Source organism: Mycobacterium persicum, assembly GCF_002086675.1.
Lineage (GTDB): Bacteria > Actinomycetota > Actinomycetes > Mycobacteriales > Mycobacteriaceae > Mycobacterium > Mycobacterium persicum.
Window position 1 is genome coordinate 12,541 of the sequence record NZ_MVIF01000033.1, and the last position, 17,283, is coordinate 29,823.

Sequence of the window (17,283 nt, forward strand, 5' to 3'; positions counted from 1 at the left end):
GCAGGTCCGGCGAGTTTAAACCGTTGTGCCACCGGCCTGCTCGGGCCGTACGCGGCACCCGGACTTTTTGCGGCGTCGCTGCTTGGTTTGCGCACTGACTTCCGATCAACCGATCTAAACTGGGACCCTTGGGTGCAGGCCAGTCGGGATCGGGGTCGATTACATGGATAACTGCGGTGGGGCAAGACGTCAGTTGCGGCGGCGACGCACACGCGGGCTGGCCGCATCACTGCGCGCCGCGGCGGCCGGCCTGGGTGCCGTGCTGGTGGTGGCCGGCTGTACCACCCTGGTGGAGGGACGTGGGCTGTCGATCCTCAACGACCCGTTTCGGGTCGGAGGTCTGCCCGCGACCAACGGTCCCAGCGGCCCCCGTCCCGACGGGCCCGCTCCGAGCGGCACGGTGATCAACACCAACAACGGACCGATCGACAAGTTGTCGTTGCTGTCGGTCAACGACATCCAGGATTACTGGAAAGGCGTCTACAGCGAAGCCCTCAAGGGCACGTTCAGACCCGTCGACAAACTGGTGTCTTATGACTCCAACGACCCCAGCAGCCCGATGGTCTGCCACAACGAGACCTACCAGCTGGTGAACGCGTTCTTTACCTCCCGCTGCAACATCATCGCCTGGGACCGAGGGGTATTCATGCCGGTCGCCGAGAAGTATTTCGGCGAGATATCCGTCACCGGCGTGTTAGCACACGAGTTCGGGCATGCCCTTCAGGTGATGGCGAAGTTGGTGACCCGCAACGACGCCACCATTGTCCGTGAGCAACAAGCGGATTGCTTCGCCGGCGTCTATTTGTACTGGGTGGCCGCGGGCAAGTCGCCGCGCTTCACGTTGAGCACCGCGGACGGGCTCGACCACGTGCTCGCTGGAATCATCACCACCCGCGACCCGGTGATGGACGCGGATGCGGAAAACGACGACGAACACGGGTCCGCCCTGGACCGCGTCAGCGCCTTCCAGATGGGCTTCCTCAGTGGGACCGAGGCGTGTGCGGCGATCAACAAGGCCGAGATCGAGCGGCGCCGTGGTGACCTGCCGACCGGCCTGCGGGTCGACAGCAGCGGGAACCAGGAGACCGGTGAGGTCGCGATCAACGAAGACACCCTGAAGACGCTGATGGAGCTGATGGGCAAGGTCTTTTCGCCCAAGAATCCGCCCACGCTGTCCTACCAGGCGACCGGCTGCCGCGACGCCAAGCCCAGCCCGCCGGCGTCGTACTGTCCGGCCAGCAACACGATCGTCGTCGACCTGGCGGCGTTGGCGACCATGGGAAAGGTCGCCGGCACCGACGAACAGTCGTTGCCGCAGGGCGATGACACCGCGTTGTCGATCGTGATGTCGAGATATGCACTGGCGGCGCAGCATGAACGCGGGCTGGCGATGCAGAGTCCGTGGACCGCCCTGCGGACGGCCTGCCTGACCGGCGTTGCGCACCGGAAAATGGCCGAGCCGATCGACCTGCCTTCCGGTCAGCAACTCATTCTGACCGCCGGTGATCTCGACGAAGCCGTTTCCGGATTGCTGACCAACCACATGGTGGCCAGCGACGCCGACGGGATCAGCGTGCCGGCCGGGTTCACCCGGATTGCGGCATTCCGCGCCGGGGTGGGTGGCGATATGGAGGCCTGCTACTCGCGTTACGCGCTGTAGCGCACTCGTTAGATCACCCGGAAGGCCGTTGCCCGGAGCAGGATTGGCCGGTGATACTCGGCGGTGCGGGCGCGCCCGCCATGCGGGAGTCCCGGCGGGGAACGCATCACCAGATGCGAAGTGGTTTGACGCAGGCTAAAGTGGGGATCTCGTTATCCGTGGCAAACTGGCTGCGGCGGCGGCGGTTTCGGTGCGGGCTGCGCCGTGCGGTCGGTGGAGCTGCGCCAAGTGATAATGGACTCGGGATGCGTGAACCGTGTTGACGGCCAGTGTGTGCCGGACCCGTGTCCTTGCCCTCGCGGGTGCGGTGTTGGGCGTCGCGGTGCTGTGCGCCGGCACGGCGAGCGCCGACGGTCCGGTCCAGTTGAAAAGCCGATTGGGCGACTTCTGTCTGGACGCCCCGAGTGGCAGCTGGTTCACTCCTGTGGTGATCAACCCCTGCAATGGCACGGACTTCCAGCGCTGGAATGTCAACGGTGACCGAGAGATCGAGAGCGTGGCCTTTCCCGGGGAGTGCCTGCAACAACCGGGGGAGAGTCTGTGGGCGAAGCTCAATCCCTGTACCAATTGGATCAGCCAGCATTGGACAATCCAGCCCAACGGCCAGATCAACAATGACCTTGGCGGCTGCCTCGCCGTTCTCGGCGGCCCTGGTCCCGGGGCTTGGGTCTCCACCCGCTGGTGCAACGCCGATGCACCCGAACAGCAGTGGGATAGCGTTCCGTGATTGCGCTTGTTGGCCTGGGCCGGGCAAGGGCAGTAGTCGGTCGATGTATTCCGGCGACTCAGCAGCGGTGACTGCGCTGCTCGGTCCTGGCGTCGTGCGCCTACCGGCGATGATCTCGAATGGTCACGAATGTGATTGCGGGCATTGCCGATTCGCCAATCCTCGACAGTAGCGCCGTCACTGGGGCCGGGCTCGGTGCGCGGACTTGCTGCAGTGGGCGGAGCAGGTAAGCCCTCGGTGCCGCGTGTCTCCGGCCGAGTCGTTGACCCCACACCCGGGCGGGCCGGTGCCGACCCGGCTCGGATCGCGGTCGATGCGCTCATGTCAGTGGAGCCGTATAGAATCGAATGTATGTTCGATACCAGCGGCGCCGTTTCGCACCCTGAGGTGATCGAGAGGTTCACTGCCATGTTCGAGCGGTGCCATCCGCCGACCACACCGGCATCTGCCGCCATCGTGGACCGGCTTTGCGCGGCGTCGCGGGCGGAAAACCGGTCCGCTGGTGAGCGGCTGGCCGCCATCGGCGAGCTGGATGTGTTGCGACTGAGGGCTTCTGGCGACTGCGAGTCGTGGGGGACCGATACCTGGGATGCGGTGAGTGCGGAGGTCGCGGCGGCATTGCGGATCAGCCAGGCGTTGGCGTCGAGCTATCTGCACTATTCACGCGCCATGCGCAACCGGCTGCCGAAGTCCGGCGCGGCGCTACTGGCCGGCGACATCACCTACGCGATGTTCCAGACGATGGTGTATCGCACCGAGCTGATCGAAGATCCCGAGGTAATGGCCGCAGTGGACGCCGAGCTTGCCGTGAAGGCGAGCCGATGGCCGTCGTTGACACGCTCGCGCCTGTCGGCCTATATCGACCGGGTCGTTGCGCGTGCGGATCGTGATGCCGTGCGGCGCGCCCGGGAGCGGCAGGCGGAGCGGGAGTTCTCGATCTGGGGCAGCGACAACGGTCTCACCGAAGTCGGCGGCAGGATGGTCACCAGCGATGCAATGGCGCTCGATGCGCGGCTGGATGCGTTGGCCGCCGCGGTATGCGCTGATGACCCGCGTACCCGCGCCCAGCGCCGCGCCGACGCACTGGGGGCGTTGGCGGTCGGGGCCGAGCGGCTGGTGTGTCGCTGCGGGCAGTCGGCCTGCCCTACCGGGACGACGCCGGCGCCGCGGCCGGTGGTCATCCACGTGGTCGCCGACCGGGCCAGCGTGGCTGGCACCTCGACAACTCCCGGCGCATTGGTCGGCGCCGAGGGCCTCATCCCGGCAGAATTGCTCGCCGAGCTGGCCGAGTCGGCGCGCCTGCGTCCGGTCGTGCACCCGATCGATGCGGCTCCCGAGGGCGGCTACACCCCGTCGCGGACGTTGGCTGATTTTGTCCGCTGCCGGGATTTGACGTGCCGGTTTCCCGGCTGCGACCGCCCGGCAATGCACACCGACATCGACCACACCATTCCCTATGGCGACGGCGGTGCCACCCATGCCTCAAACTTGAAATGCCTTTGCCGCCAACATCATTTGCTGAAGACCTTCTGGGGATGGCGCGACAAACAGCTGCCCGACGGCACGGTGATCTGGACCTCCCCGTCCGGAGATACCTACGTCACCACCCCGGGCAGCACGCTGCTGTTTCCCAGCTTGTGTGCGCCTACCGGCGAGGCACCCCGGCAAGCCTCGCAAGCCAGCGCGCGCTGTGGCGACCGTACTGCGAAGATGCCGCTGCGGGCCACCAGCCGGGCGCAGAACCGTGCTCGCTACATCGCCGCCGAAAGGCGAAAAAACCACCAGATCCGCGAGCGAGTCGCCGCCCAGCAGCAGTCGGAGGACATCCCGGTCGTCGTAGACGACGAACCTCCGCCCTTTTAGCTTTAGCGGGGCCGCAAGCCGGCGACTCGGTCAGCCGGACAAGAGACTTAGCGCCGCGTCGACCGCCAGCGCGGCGACGTCGACGGTCTTCGAGCCCAAATCGTGTCGGGCGCCGGTGATCTCGACGATCTCGGTGGGCGCGTTGATCAGCGCCGCGGCATCGCGCAGCTCTGTGATGGTGCCGAAGGGGTCGGAGCTGCCGTGGGTGAACACCGTGGGCACGGTGATGCTCGGCAGATGCTCGGTGCGGGCGCGATCCGGTTTGCCGGGCGGGTGCACCGGATAGGAAAACAGCGTCAGGACGTCCACCGCTGCGCCACCGGCAGCCACCACCATCGACGTCTGCCGGCCTCCGTAGGAATGTCCACCCGCAATCAACGGGCCGTCGACCAGCCCGCGACACCACTCGATCGCTTCGACGATGCCCACTCGGTCGGATTCTGCCGCGCCCGACGGTGGGCCTTTCGGTCGGCGGCGACGGTAGGGCAGGTTATACCGGACCGCCAGCCAGCCACGACGTGCCCATTCGTCGCAAAGCTGTTGCAGTAGAACAGAGTCACGGCTGCCACCAGCACCATGAGTCAGCACCGCGATGCCGTTCGCGCGGCCGTCGGGTTCATGCGCGATGCCCGAAATCCGGTCGAGGTTCATGACAGCCGAAACAATGGCGAGACCGGGCCATGACCGGCCCCCAGCGGGTAGGCGGCGCGCAAACATTCGGTGACCCAACGCTTTCCGAAGGCCACCGCGTCGGGCACGGTGAACCCGTGCGCCAGCGCACAAGCGACCGCGGCGGCCAGGGTGTCGCCGCCGCCGTGGTCGTTGCCCGTACTCACTCGCGCCGCGTCGAACTCGTAATAGTCGGCCCCACCGTAGAGCAGATCGCAGCTGCGCTCCGACGACCGCAGATGCCCGCCCTTGACCAGCGCCCAGCGCGGACCCAGGGCATGCAGGGCTTTGGCCGCCGCGCGCTGCGATTCGCCGTCCACCACGTCGATATCCACCAGCAGGCGCACCTCGTCCAGATTCGGCGTCACCAGCGTGGCCAGCGGAAACAGTTCAGCGCGAAGCGAATCCAGGTCCGACGCGGCCAGCAGCGGGTTGCCGTGCATGGATACGCAGACCGGGTCGACGACGAGCGGGACGCCCAACTCGAGCCGGCGCCACGTTGCGGCCACCGCCGAAATGATGCGCGACGACGCCAGCATCCCCGTCTTGGCGCCCTGGATACCGATGTCGGTGACCACGGCCTCGACCTGGCCGACGACAACATCGGCGGGCACCTCGTGAAAGCTCTTGACGCCCAACGTGTTCTGCACGGTAACGGCGGTGACGGCGACGCACGCATGCACGCCGAGCAACGCCATGGCCCGCATATCGGCCTGGATACCGGCGCCCCCGCCGGAGTCCGACCCGGCGATCGTCAGCACCCGCAGCGGGGTCGTCCCCGGCGGCGGCACGGGCAGATAATTCACTGTGTCGGACGAGGGGTGACCCGGCCCCCGCGAGCGGGAGGTGCCCCCAGCGCCCGGCCCCGCCGCGCTTGCGATCACCGCTGTGTGATCGGCAGATACACCCGGTTGCCGTGCTCGGCGAACTCGCGGGACTTCTCGGCCATCCCTTCGGCCAGCATGGCTTCGATGTCCTCTTCGGTCTCCAGCCCGTGTTTGGCGGCAAAGTCGCGCACGTCCTGCGTGATGCGCATCGAGCAGAACTTGGGCCCGCACATCGAGCAGAAGTGTGCGGTCTTGGCCGGTTCGGCGGGCAGCGTCTCGTCGTGGAATTCCCGTGCGGTGTCGGGATCCAGCGACAAGGCGAACTGGTCATTCCACCGGAATTCGAACCGAGCAGTGGATAACGCGTCATCGCGCTCCTGGGCGCGGGGGTGACCCTTGGCGAGGTCGGCCGAGTGGGCGGCGATCTTGTAGGCGATCACCCCGTCCTTGACGTCCTTGCGGTCGGGCAAACCGAGGTGTTCCTTCGGCGTGACGTAGCACAGCATCGCCGTGCCGGCCTGGGCGATGATCGCCGCGCCGATGGCCGAGGTGATGTGGTCGTAGGCCGGCGCGATGTCGGTGGCCAGGGGCCCCAGCGTGTAAAACGGGGCCTCCTCGCACAGTTCCTCTTCCAGGCGCACGTTCTCGACGATCTTGTGCATGGGTATGTGACCCGGTCCTTCGATCATCACCTGTGCGCCATGGGCTTTCGCGATCTTGGTCAGCTCGCCCAGGGTGCGCAGCTCGGCAAACTGCGCGGCGTCGTTGGCGTCGGCGATCGAACCCGGCCGCAACCCGTCGCCCAGCGAGAACGTGACGTCGTAATGCGCGAAAATATCGCACAACTCTTCAAAGTTCGTGTACAGGAACGACTCTCGGTGATGGGCCAGGCACCAGGCCGCCATGATCGACCCGCCGCGGGACACGATGCCGGTGACCCGCTTGGCGGTCAGCGGGACATAGCGCAGCAGCACCCCGGCGTGCACGGTCATGTAGTCGACACCCTGTTCGCACTGCTCAATCACGGTGTCGCGGTAGATTTCCCACGTCAGTTCGGTCGGGTCGCCCTTGACCTTCTCCAGCGCCTGGTAGATCGGCACCGTGCCGACCGGCACCGGCGAATTGCGCAGGATCCACTCGCGGGTTTCGTGGATGTTCTTACCGGTGGACAGGTCCATGATGGTGTCGGCGCCCCAGCGGGTGGCCCACACCATCTTGTCGACCTCCTCGGCGATCGAGGACGTCACCGCCGAATTGCCGATGTTCGCGTTGACCTTGACGGCGAACGCCTTGCCGATGATCATCGGCTCGCTCTCGGGATGGTTGTGGTTGGCCGGGATCACCGCCCGGCCGCGGGCGACCTCGTCGCGGACCAACTCGGCCGGCAGGTCTTCGCGGGCGGCGATGAACGCCATCTCGGCCGTGATCTCGCCGGCGCGGGCGCGCTGCAGCTGGGTGCCGCGGTCGCGGACCACCCCGGGCCGCCCCGGCAGGCCGGCGGTCAGATCGATGACCGCATCGGGATCGGTGTAGGGACCGGAGGTGTCGTAGAGGTCGAAGTGATCCCCGGTGGAAAGGTGCACCCGCCGAAACGGCACACGCGCGCCGGGTACCCCGTCCAGTGCGCGATAAGTCTTGCTGCTGCCCGCGATGGGGCCGGTGGTCACGGAAGCCGCCGACGGTTCGGTGGTCACGGTCATTGTCATCTCCCTACGCCGGCATTATCCGGTCAGGTTCGTACGGTCGACGGCCCCGAGCCGTCCTCTCAGCGCACTGGGGGTGCGCTCCCGCGTGGATTTGGTTGATGTACCCAACGCTAGCGCAGCGCGGCGCCGCTGTGCAGGGGCGTCTGGCGCGTGCTGGCCGGTCGGCACCTAAAGTGGGATGATTTCAGACGTGCACCTGCCCGACTGCCGTGACCATCCGACCGGCGGCGAAACGACCGCCGGGCTCAGTAAGTACTTGAATGTCGGCGGTTTTCGATTCTGGTTCGTTGGTCAACGTTGGGAGTGGTCCGACGAAGTGGCACGAATGCATGGCTACGAACCCGGATCGGTTGTGCCGACGACGAAGCTGCTGCTGTCGCACAAACATCCCGACGACCGCGCCCATGTCCAGGACTTACTCGACTACGCGTTGCGCTCGGGTGGCTCGTTTTCGAGCCGTCATCGATTCGTCGACACCGCGGGCAACGTGCACGACGCGATCGTCGTGGCCGATCGCATGCACGACGATTCGGGTGCGGTAGTGGGCACCGCCGGCTATTACATCGACCTCACCGACACCTTCGACGAAGCCCGGCAGGAAGTGCTCGACGAGGCCCTGCCCGACCTCTTCGAGAACCGCGCGGCGATCGAGCAGGCCAAGGGTGTGCTGATGGCCGTGTACCGGGTCAGCCCCGAGCAGGCCTTCCGTGTCCTGCAGTGGCGGTCGCAGGAGACGAATACCAAAGTGCGCGCGCTGGCAAAGCAATTGGTCGCCGAAGTCGCCACCTTGCCGGCGCCCTCGGCGACCGTCCAAAGCCAGTTCGACCATCTGTTGCTCACGGTGCATGAACGCATCCCGGCTGGACCGGGTTAGGCTCGGGTTAGGCTGTAGCAATCTAGGACGGCGCAGGCGTGGGTCGGGCGCCCCGCCCCAGTTAACTACCGGAATTCGACATATTCGCGGGCGGAGTGAAGGCCATGGACCTGCTGGCGGTCGGACATGAGGTTTGCCAGGACGCCGTTGTGGTGCGTGCCGAGGGCGATATCGACTCGACGACCGTGGACGAACTCACCGCCCATCTGATTGCGGCCCTGCAGCTGGCCGCCAGCCACCCCGCCCGCCTGCTCGTCATCGATTTGCAACCGGTGACTTTCTTCGGAAGCGCGGGATTGAACGCGGTGCTGGATTGCCACGAGCAGGGCATCGCCGCCGGGACGTCGGTCCGGCTGGTCGCCGGCCACGGTCAGGTCACCCAGCCGATCAGGGTGACCGAGCTGGACCGGATACTCAAGATCTACCCCACCATGTCGGAAGCCCTGCGGACGTGCCCACCCAAGGAATCTGAACAGGCGCGATGAGCGAGCCGCCCCCGCCCAGCACCTCCGGTAGGCGACAGCTACCCGGTGACTTGGCGGCCGCGGTCCCGTTGGGCGGCGAAATGGGCCGCTGTTTCGCTGAATTCGACTGGCCGGCTCATCCGCTCGGTCCGCCCGCCGACTGGTCACCCGAGATTCGTGCGGCGGTGGCGGTGGCTTTGACATCGCGGTTTCCCATCGTCTTGTGGTTGGACCCGACAGAGCTGTTCCTGATGTACAACGACGCGTACGCGCACATCCTGGGTGACAAGCACCCGGCGGCTCTGGGCGCTCCCGGCCGGCAGGTGTGGCCGGAGATATGGACAGAAATCGGGCCGATGCTGGCCGGGGTCGTGGCGACCGGCAAGGCCACCTGGTCGGACGACTTGATGTTGCCGCTGGTGACCGCGGGCACGCCGCAGGAGCGGTACTTCACGTTCACCTACAGCCCGATCATCGGCGGCCGCGGTGCCGTCACGGCCGTCTTCTGCGCCGTCATCGAGACCACCCAGCGGGTGCTGAGCGAGCGCCGCCTGCACCTGCTCAATGCCGTGGCGTCGGCGACCATGGAGACCCGGACCATCGAGGACACGGTGAGCGCAGCCGTCACCGCCTGTGCCAGCCAGCCAGAGGATCTGCCGTTCATCGCGGTCTACGTGCGAGACGGTTCCGACACCGACAGGGACGGGGCCACGCTGCGCGGCGCCACGCCGTCGATGCGTTCGGTGTTACCCGCCGACCTGGCGTTGCTGACCGGGTGGGATGCGGCGTCGCGATCGCGGGAGACGGCGCACGTCGTCGACCACCTCGACGAGCTGATGCCCGGCATCGACACCGTTTTCACCCAGGACTGCCCGAGGCAGGCGCTGGTGCTGCCGCTCGGCGAGAACTCGGCCCCGGGTGCGCTGGTAGTGGGGACGAATCCGCGCCGTCCGCTGGACCCGCTGTATCAGAGCTTCTGCCAGCTGCTCGCCGACCAGCTGTCCGCGGCGTTCGCGGCCGCGCTCTCCTATGAGCAGCAACGGCGGCGAGCCGATGCGCTGGCCGAACTGGATCGGGCGAAGACAGCCTTTTTGACCAACGTCAGCCACGAGTTCCGCACGCCCTTGACGCTGCTGCTCGGGCCGCTCGACGACGCGCAGACCGACGCGGGATCCGGCACGCTCCTGGCCGAACGGCTAGGCACCGCGCGACGTAACGCGCGGCGTCTGCAGCGGATGGTGGACTCGCTGCTGGACTTCTCCCGTATCGAAGCCGGCCGTGCGAACGCGACGCTGGCATGCACCGACGTGGGGGCGTTGACCTCCGATATCGCCTCCTCGTTCAGCGAGCTGTGTGCGCGCGCAGGTCTCGACCTGGTGCTGGACTGTCATCCGGTGTTAGCCGATGTCGATCCGGACATGTGGGAGACGATCGTGCTCAACCTGCTGTCCAACGCGGTCAAGTACACGCTGACCGGATCGATCACGGTCGAGGTGCGCAGCGAAGGCACGCACTGCCGCTTTGCGGTGCGCGACACCGGGGTCGGGATTGCCGGACACGACCTGGGCCGTCTGTTCGAGCGCTTCTACCGGGCCGCGAACGTCAGCGGGCGCAGTGCGGAGGGCACCGGCATCGGCCTGTCCCTGGTGCGCGGCCTGGTCGAGCTGCAGCGCGGCACGGTGCAGATCGACAGTGAACCGGGCCGCGGTACCACCGTGACCATTCGGCTTCCGTCGTCGCTGGGCGACACCGCGGTCGACCCGTCGTTCACCCGGCCGAAGGACGCGAACAATCCGTATGTGGAGGAGGCCAGCCAGTGGTTGGGGTCGTCGATCAGCACCACGCCACGCCCGGAGGTCAGCCGTGCCCCGGGGCGCGGGGTGGTGCTGATCGTCGACGACAACGCCGACATGCGGGCCTACCTGGACCGGGTGTTGTCGCCGCACTGGCAGACCGTTCTGGTCGCCGACGGCGAGGCGGCGCTGGACGCGACTCGCCGGCTGCACCCGGACGTGATCGTGACCGACGTCATGATACCGTCCCTGGACGGATTCGAATTCGTCGCGGCCATCCGCGATGATCCGGTCCTGGCGGCCACGCCGGTGATCATGCTGTCCGCCCGGGCCGGCGCCGAAGCCGTCAGCGAGGGCCTCGCCGGCGGTGCCGACGACTACCTGCCCAAGCCGTTCCGGTCCCAGGAACTCGTCGAGCGGGTGAAGTCGCGGCTGGCCGCCGTCGACCGCGAGCGCAGGCGGCAGGGGCTGGCCGTCGGCCTGGCCGAGCTTGACGCCGCGCTGCAGGCCACGGACTCGGTGGCCGGAATACTGGCGGCAATGCTCGACTCCCGGTTCGGTGCGGACCCGGCCGCCGTCGGAATCGGGGTTGTCGACGGCGATTACGCCCGCTTCGAGTACGCCGGCGGGCTTCCCGCCGAAGTGCGCGACCGCTATCACGTGGTCTCGCTGAACAGCCCCCTGGTCGGGCCCGACGTCATCCGCCGCGGAACACCCATGGTCGTCAGCGACACCCTGGCGCTCCCGCCGCGCTATCAACACGCCGTGCAGGACACCGCGGCCAGTGTGCGCGCCTGCGTCGCCCACCCGTTGCGCGGTCGCACCGGCCGTGTGATCGGAGTGCTGATCCTGCTCTGGCCGACGCCGCGCCAGTTCGACGCCGCCGAACTCGACGTGTTCACCCGGATAGCCGAATTCACTCAATCCGCACTGGACCGGGTGCTGCTCAGAGCCCAGGAACATCGGATTGCCGTCTCCTTCCAGGAGCACCTTCTCGACCTGAATCGCGGGTCGACGGCCGCGGCGGTGGCCGCGGTGTACCAACCGGCGGGTGAAGCGATGCGGGTTGGCGGCGACTGGTATTCGGTGACGCCGTTGAATGGCGACGGCACGATCGGGATCTCGGTGGGTGACGTCGTCGGGCATGGTCTGCCGGCCGCGATCGTGATGAGCCGACTGCGTGCGGCGGTGGCTGCCTCCGCGCTCACGTCGGCCGAGCCGTCGGATGTGCTGGCGGCGCTGGACAAATATGGGGCTACCATCGCCGGCGCCCGCGGCGCCACCGTTGCCTACGCCGTCATCGACGCCCCATCGGACGCCAGACCCGGGGGCGGCGCCATGAGGTACCTGTGTGCCGGGCATCCCTATCCGCTGTTGGTCTCCGCGGACGGTCGCCCGGTCTATCTCCGATCGGGCCGGCGTCCCCCGGTGGCCACGTACGGAGAAGACTCGACCGTGGCCACCGGACACGCCGAGCTACCGGCAGGAAGTTTGATTCTGCTCTATACCGACGGATTGATCGAGCGGGCCGGGGAGACGCTCGACCAGGGATTCGCCCGTCTGCAAACCGCGGCCGCAGCGTGCGCCGGGCTGCCCGTCGATGCGGTCTGCGCCGAGTTGCTGCACCGCATGCGCCCCCTGGATGGCTACCGCGACGACGTCGTGGTGCTGGCGCTTCGGCCCAGCCATGTCGGGACGCACAGTTTCGCCACCGTGTTGCACGCTGTCCCGGCGGAAATCCCGGGCGCTCGGCAGCGCCTGCGGGACTGGTTGGCAACCATCGACATCGCACCCGCCGGTAGCGACAAAATCCTGCTGGCCACGGGAGAAGCGGTGACCAACGCAATCGAACACGGCAGCGGCTGCGATGCCCGCAAAACCGTCTCCATCGAGGCTTTCCTGCACCGGGACCGGGTCGTGGTCACCGTCAGCGACTCCGGCCGATGGGCAGGTGATTCCTCGGCCAGCCTGCGCAGCCAGCGGCGCGGACGTGGGCTCACCCTGATGAGCGGGCTCGCTGACCGCGTCGACACCGTCCGCACTGCCGGCGGAACCCGGGTTGCGCTGCAGTTCGACGATGCGGCGGCACCCTGACGGGGAACTGACCAGGCCTGATTGGGCCGTGATCAGGCCTCTTCCATCGCCTCGCCGAGCTCTTCCAGGAGCCGGTTGTGGTGGTTGCTCGCCAGGACGTGGCCGGTCGCGATCACCAAGGCGACCGGCCAGTCGATGAGTTCGAGGGCGGCCAGCGCGGCCAGGCCGCCGTAGTAAGCCAGTTGTTCGGGCCGGGGCACTTCTAGTTGTCCCACCAACGGAAGATTAACCACGAAGGTCTCGCCCTCTCTGATTTTCTTCACGGCTTCACGCTGCGATGTTCCGCGACGAGCCTTCTTTTCTACCATCATTTGCCTTTCAGTAACGAAGGGTTTGCCGCCGAGCAGTGTCGTAGGGTCACCGTCGGGAGTATGTCGACGACCGACGCCCTGGCCGATCCGCTGGTTTCGTCGATTGCCGCGGTGCTGAGCGTGCCGTTGCGGGAGCTTTATGCGCTGCTGTGGCGGGTGGGGTTCGTGGAGATCGTGGAGCGCAAGCCGGCCCCTCGCCCGGTGCCGGCGGGGTACGCCGCTCGGGTGCCGACGGGTCCGATGGATCCGGTTCCGCATCCGTACTGTCCAGAATGCGGTTCAGAACGGCCATCGCGGCGGTCGCGGCGGCGGCCGACCCCAGGCCCTGTGCCCACCCGACCGGGCCGAGTGGGGTGCAGCCGAGCAGCTGGCTGACCAGGGGAATGCTGATCAGGGTTCCCATCGCGGCCAGTGAGCCCAGCGCGGTGAGCACCACCAGCCAGTCATGTGAGTCCAGCAGGGTTTGGCCCAGCTGCGCCGCGACCAGTGCGACCAGTCCCACCGTCGATGCGCGGCGCGGCAGGCCGGTGAACCTCGCCATGGTCCACGCCGCGGTGGCCGCGGCAGCCGTGGTTGCCCCGCGGACGCCGACCGCCTGCCACAGCGCGCGCTGGTCCGGGCCGCGGGCGTCCGGGCTGGCCGGGTCGCGGGGTTTGCTGACCGCCAGCGCCGCGGCGGGCAACGCGTCGGTCAGCATGTTCACCAGCAGCAGCTGTCGGGTGTTCAACGGCGACGTTCCGCTGATGGCACTGCCGATGATGGCGAACGCCACCTCGCCGGCGTTGCCGCCCAGCAACACCGACACCGCCGCCTGGACCCGCTGCCACAATTGACGACCCTCCAGGATGGCGGGAAGCAGCGATTCGATGCGTCCGTCGATCAGCACCATGTCGGCGGCGACCCGCGCAGGGTCACTACCGTGCGAGACCACCCCGATCCCGACGGTGGCGGCCCGAATCGCGGCGGCGTCGTTGGAGCCGTCGCCGACCATCGCGCAGACCCGCCCGCTGCGTTCCAGCGTCTGCACGATCTGCACCTTGTTCTCCGGGGTCATCCGGGCGAAGATGGTCCGCTCGGCCACCGCCTGTTCCTGGTCCTTGCGCGACAAGGCATCCCACTGCGCACCGCTGATGATCTGATCCGGGGCCACCGACATACCCAGTTCCTGCGCGATCGCCGCGGCGGTGATCGGGTGATCGCCGGTGATCAGCCGCACGTCGAGCCCGTGTTCGTGCAGGTCCGCGAGCAGTTGGGCGGCCGGGCCGCGGGGGGTGTCCGACAGCCCGAGGAAGCCCACCAGGGACAGGCCGTCACGACAGAAGCGGGCGATCTCGTCGGGGTCGTCGAGAACCGACCGGGCCTGCTGCGGGTCGAGCTGCCGGCGCGCCACCGCGATCACCCGCAGCCCATCGGCGGCCAGTCCGGCGACCGTCTGGTCCATGTCGGGGCCGTCGGCGCCGCAGGCGGCCAACACCACCTCGGGCGCACCTTTGACGGTCAGCTCGGTGCCCGACACCGAGGCCGAGAACGACCTGCCCGAGCGGAACGGGAGGTGAGCATCCGGGGGGTCCCCGTTGCCGGCCACGCCGGACGGCGCCGCCTCGACGATGGCGACATCGGTGGCATGCAGCTGTGGGCCGCCGTTGGTGGCCGGCGCGGCGTGCACGGCACAGCGCAGCACCTCATCGCCGCTGAACCCGGGCGCCGGGCGCACCTTGGCCACCCGCAGCCGGTTCTCGCTGAGTGTCCCGGTCTTGTCGAAGCAGACCATGTCGACCCGGCCGAGCGCCTCCACCGAACGCGGGATCCGAACCAGCGCGCCGAACTGGGTCAGCCGCCGCGCCGACGCCTGCTGTGCCAGCGTCGCCACCAGCGGCATGCCTTCCGGGACGGCGGCGACCGTGACCGCGATGCCGCTGGCCACCGCCTGCCGCAGGCCCTGGCGACGCAGCAGGCCCAGCCCGGTGACCACGGCGCCGCCGGTCATGCTGACCGGCCAGGCCCGGTTGGTGAGCTGGCTCAACTGATATTGCAGACCGACATTGGACAGGTCGCTGGAAACGAGTTCGGCCGCGCGCCGTTCTTGGGTATCGGCGCCGACGGCGGTCACCACCGCGACCGCGGTGCCCGCGACGACGGTAGTGCCCGCGTACAACATGCAGCGGCGCTCGGCCAGGTCCGCACCCGGCGTGGCGTCGACCTGTTTGGTCACCGACAGCGATTCGCCGGTGAGCGCGGATTCGTCAACCTCGATGTCGACCTCCTCGATCACCCGGGCGTCGGCCGGGACCACCTCGTGGGTTCGCACCTCGATGACATCGCCCGGCTGCAATTGCTCGGCGATGACGTCGCGGTACACCCGCTGTCCGTCCGGACCGGCCACCACCTTCCTGGCCGGCGGAACCTGTAGTGCCAGAAGGCGATTCAGACGGCTTTCGGCGCGCAACCGCTGGGTCGCGGCGAGTACCGAGTTACCGGTGAGCACCGAGCCGACCATCACCGCGTCGACGGGCGACCCCAGCACCGCGCTGGCGGTGGCGCCCAGCGCCAGCATGGGGGTCAGCGGGTCGGACAACTCCGCACGCACCGCGCCGAGGAACTGTCCGACTGCCTGCGCGGGCCCCACGGTGAGCCGGGCTCCGCGCTGTGCCGTGTGAATGCCGCCGGCGATGGCGCGGGTGGCCAGTGTGGCGCGCTCCGGCGCCGGCTGCTCCGGGTCATCCGGTGACGGCAGGAGTTTACGGACCTGCTCGGGGGACATCGCGTGCCACTCGTGGAAGGCCGCCGGGCGCGGCGGCCGCGCCCCGACGATCTTGCGCGCCAACAGGTATCCCGACAGCATCCCCGCCGCCGCTCCGGTGGTCACGGGTCCCGGGCCCAGCCCACGGACCCCGGGCAGCATCAGCAATGCGCCCAAAGCTGATGCGCCACCGGAGATTTCGATTCCCCGCCGACGTGCTTCCCGGGCCGCTGGAATTGCGTGCATCATGCGCCAGGCGGCGGCGAGGTCGGGCAGCAATACGTCGGCATGCCACGTCGGGCCCGCCGCGGCGTGCGGCAATACCCCCAATGCCACATCTGCCGACGAAATGGCTTGCCCGCCAATCGAAGACAACACCGCAACGGTCCGGCCGGCCTTTTGCAGATCGGCGACCGCGCCGGCCAGGGCGTCGTCGATCGAGCTGCTCTGCGCTCCGTTCGGCAACGGCCGGATATCGTCGAATGCCGGCCGAAGCTCGCCCAACGAGCCGTCGTCCACCGAGACCAGCTCCGCTGTGGTGCGATGTGCCTCGGCGACCACGGCCGCGGCGAATGGGTCGTGGGCCGGCAGAAAAAGCGCTCTGACACTGGATGCCCTTGTGCTGGAAGGCATTCCGGGTACCTGGTGCCAGCCGGGAGGAAGACCGTTGTTTTCCAGGAGCAGCTGTGCGCGGTTCCAGGCCGACGACAGCTCGTCCTGCTCGGCGCCGGCGATGCGGGCCACCCGCAGCTTTTCGGTGCACAACACCCGAGGGTCGACGACGATCGCGTCGACCTTGCTCAGGCGGCGCAGGCCCTCCGGGCGCAACGGCAAGACCCGATGGCGATCGGCCAGCCCTTGCCCGAGCGCGGCGGCGAACGCCTCTGGTGCGGTTCGGCTGGCCTTGGGGGTGGCCACCAGCGCGGCGGTGGCGGCCATGTCCAGGTTGCGGGTGCTGGCGCCGACCAGACCGGCGCTGATCGCCTGGATGAGCGCAAAACGACCGGTAGCGCGCTCGACGGTAGGCGCGGGCCGGCGGACGGGCTCGATCGGGGCTTGGTCCGCATGCCGCGCCAACAGTGGTTCGTGGTAGTGCCAGGCCCGCGCCGCGGCACGGGATTCGGCGGCTTTGAGCGTCTGCATCACCAGGCCCACCGACAACGACGCCGGCGCCTGCGTGAGTGTCTCTGCCGCGGCGACGGCTAAGGTCATGACGGTGTCGGTCGCGGCCGCGCCGATGCGGTCTTCGAGCAGGCCGCGTAATCGCGGCTGGTAGTCGAACGCCACCACGCCCGCGAGCAGGCTGCTCGGCAATCGGGGCCAGCGCAGGGCCCGGCCACCGACCGCCAGGCCCAGCCCGGCGGCGTTGGCGGCCAGGGTCACCGCCCGGGTCGCCAGCACCACACCATCGCCCGGCAGGCTGGCCGCGGGTGTGCGGTGGTAATTGTCTTGCGTTGAGCGGTAACGATTTTCAGCGTCGGCGACGACGCGGCACAGCTCCCGCAGCGTTGTCGCCGGCCCGTCGATGTCGACGACGACACGGGATAACGGGTAG

The 17,283-nt window shown here is 68.1% G+C and carries 11 protein-coding genes, 1 pseudogene and 1 riboswitch; of the genes and pseudogenes, 7 read left to right on the forward strand and 5 right to left on the reverse strand.

Translation table 11 applies throughout. The annotated features are described in order from the left end of the window. Window positions 1-163: 163 nt before the first annotated feature. From BST40_RS12585 to BST40_RS12595, 3 genes are all read left to right on the forward strand, one after another. The gene (locus BST40_RS12585; RefSeq protein WP_075546280.1) at window positions 164-1,660 is read left to right on the forward strand and encodes a neutral zinc metallopeptidase; all 1,497 of its coding nucleotides are present in this window, start codon (window positions 164-166) and stop codon (window positions 1,658-1,660) included. A gap of 256 nt (window positions 1,661-1,916) precedes the next feature. Next, complete coding sequence (locus BST40_RS12590; RefSeq protein ID WP_075546279.1) at window positions 1,917-2,387, forward strand: Rv1419 family lectin; 471 nt, start codon at window positions 1,917-1,919, stop codon at window positions 2,385-2,387. 351 nt (window positions 2,388-2,738) lie between these two features. Next, entirely contained in the window at window positions 2,739-4,250 is a 1,512-nt protein-coding gene (locus BST40_RS12595) for an HNH endonuclease signature motif containing protein (RefSeq protein WP_083154421.1), read from the forward strand. Window positions 4,251-4,280: 30 nt separating this feature from the next. On the opposite strand, the gene BST40_RS12600 is transcribed toward BST40_RS12595, so the two are convergent. The 3 genes from BST40_RS12600 to thiC form a co-directional block, all read right to left on the reverse strand. After that, window positions 4,281-4,901: an alpha/beta hydrolase family protein gene (locus tag BST40_RS12600; RefSeq protein WP_075546277.1), complete on the reverse strand. Its 621-nt coding sequence runs from the start codon at window positions 4,899-4,901 to the stop codon at window positions 4,281-4,283. Beyond that, entirely contained in the window at window positions 4,898-5,725 is an 828-nt protein-coding gene (gene thiD / locus BST40_RS12605) for a bifunctional hydroxymethylpyrimidine kinase/phosphomethylpyrimidine kinase (RefSeq protein ID WP_083154423.1), read from the reverse strand. Before thiD ends, BST40_RS12600 begins: the two co-directional genes overlap by 4 nt. Before the next feature lie 74 nt (window positions 5,726-5,799). Continuing rightward, on the reverse strand, window positions 5,800-7,446 hold the full coding sequence (gene thiC, locus BST40_RS12610; RefSeq protein WP_083154434.1) for a phosphomethylpyrimidine synthase ThiC: 1,647 nt from the start codon (window positions 7,444-7,446) through the stop codon (window positions 5,800-5,802). Continuing rightward, window positions 7,437-7,547, reverse strand: a riboswitch (TPP riboswitch). Its footprint overlaps the gene before it by 10 nt. Window positions 7,548-7,630: 83 nt before the next feature. Here thiC and BST40_RS12615 point away from each other — a divergent pair. The 3 genes from BST40_RS12615 (at window position 7,631) to BST40_RS12625 (ending at window position 12,677) form a co-directional block, all read left to right on the forward strand. Beyond that, window positions 7,631-8,326 carry a PAS and ANTAR domain-containing protein gene (locus tag BST40_RS12615; protein ID WP_075546275.1) on the forward strand — a complete coding sequence of 232 codons (696 nt, stop codon included), beginning with the start codon at window positions 7,631-7,633 and terminating at the stop codon, window positions 8,324-8,326. Window positions 8,327-8,430: 104 nt separating this feature from the next. Continuing rightward, entirely contained in the window at window positions 8,431-8,811 is a 381-nt protein-coding gene (locus BST40_RS12620; protein ID WP_075546274.1) for an STAS domain-containing protein, read from the forward strand. Then, entirely contained in the window at window positions 8,808-12,677 is a 3,870-nt protein-coding gene (locus tag BST40_RS12625) for a SpoIIE family protein phosphatase (RefSeq protein ID WP_083154425.1), read from the forward strand. Before BST40_RS12620 ends, BST40_RS12625 begins: the two co-directional genes overlap by 4 nt. Window positions 12,678-12,709: 32 nt before the next feature. Here the strand turns inward: BST40_RS12625 and BST40_RS12630 are convergent, their stop codons facing one another. Beyond that, window positions 12,710-12,985, reverse strand: a complete 276-nt coding sequence (locus tag BST40_RS12630; protein WP_089025118.1) for a hypothetical protein — start codon at window positions 12,983-12,985, stop codon at window positions 12,710-12,712. 63 nt (window positions 12,986-13,048) lie between these two features. Here BST40_RS12630 and BST40_RS31675 point away from each other — a divergent pair, with 63 nt between their 5' ends. Beyond that, window positions 13,049-13,363 carry an Rv1535 domain-containing protein gene (locus tag BST40_RS31675; RefSeq protein WP_239988051.1) on the forward strand — a complete coding sequence of 105 codons (315 nt, stop codon included), beginning with the start codon at window positions 13,049-13,051 and terminating at the stop codon, window positions 13,361-13,363. Here the strand turns inward: BST40_RS31675 and BST40_RS32855 are convergent. After that, window positions 13,326-16,940 (reverse strand): annotated as a pseudogene (locus tag BST40_RS32855) (HAD-IC family P-type ATPase); the annotation flags it as partial. The gene BST40_RS31675 and the pseudogene BST40_RS32855 overlap by 38 nt on opposite strands. Window positions 16,941-17,283: the final 343 nt, after the last annotated feature.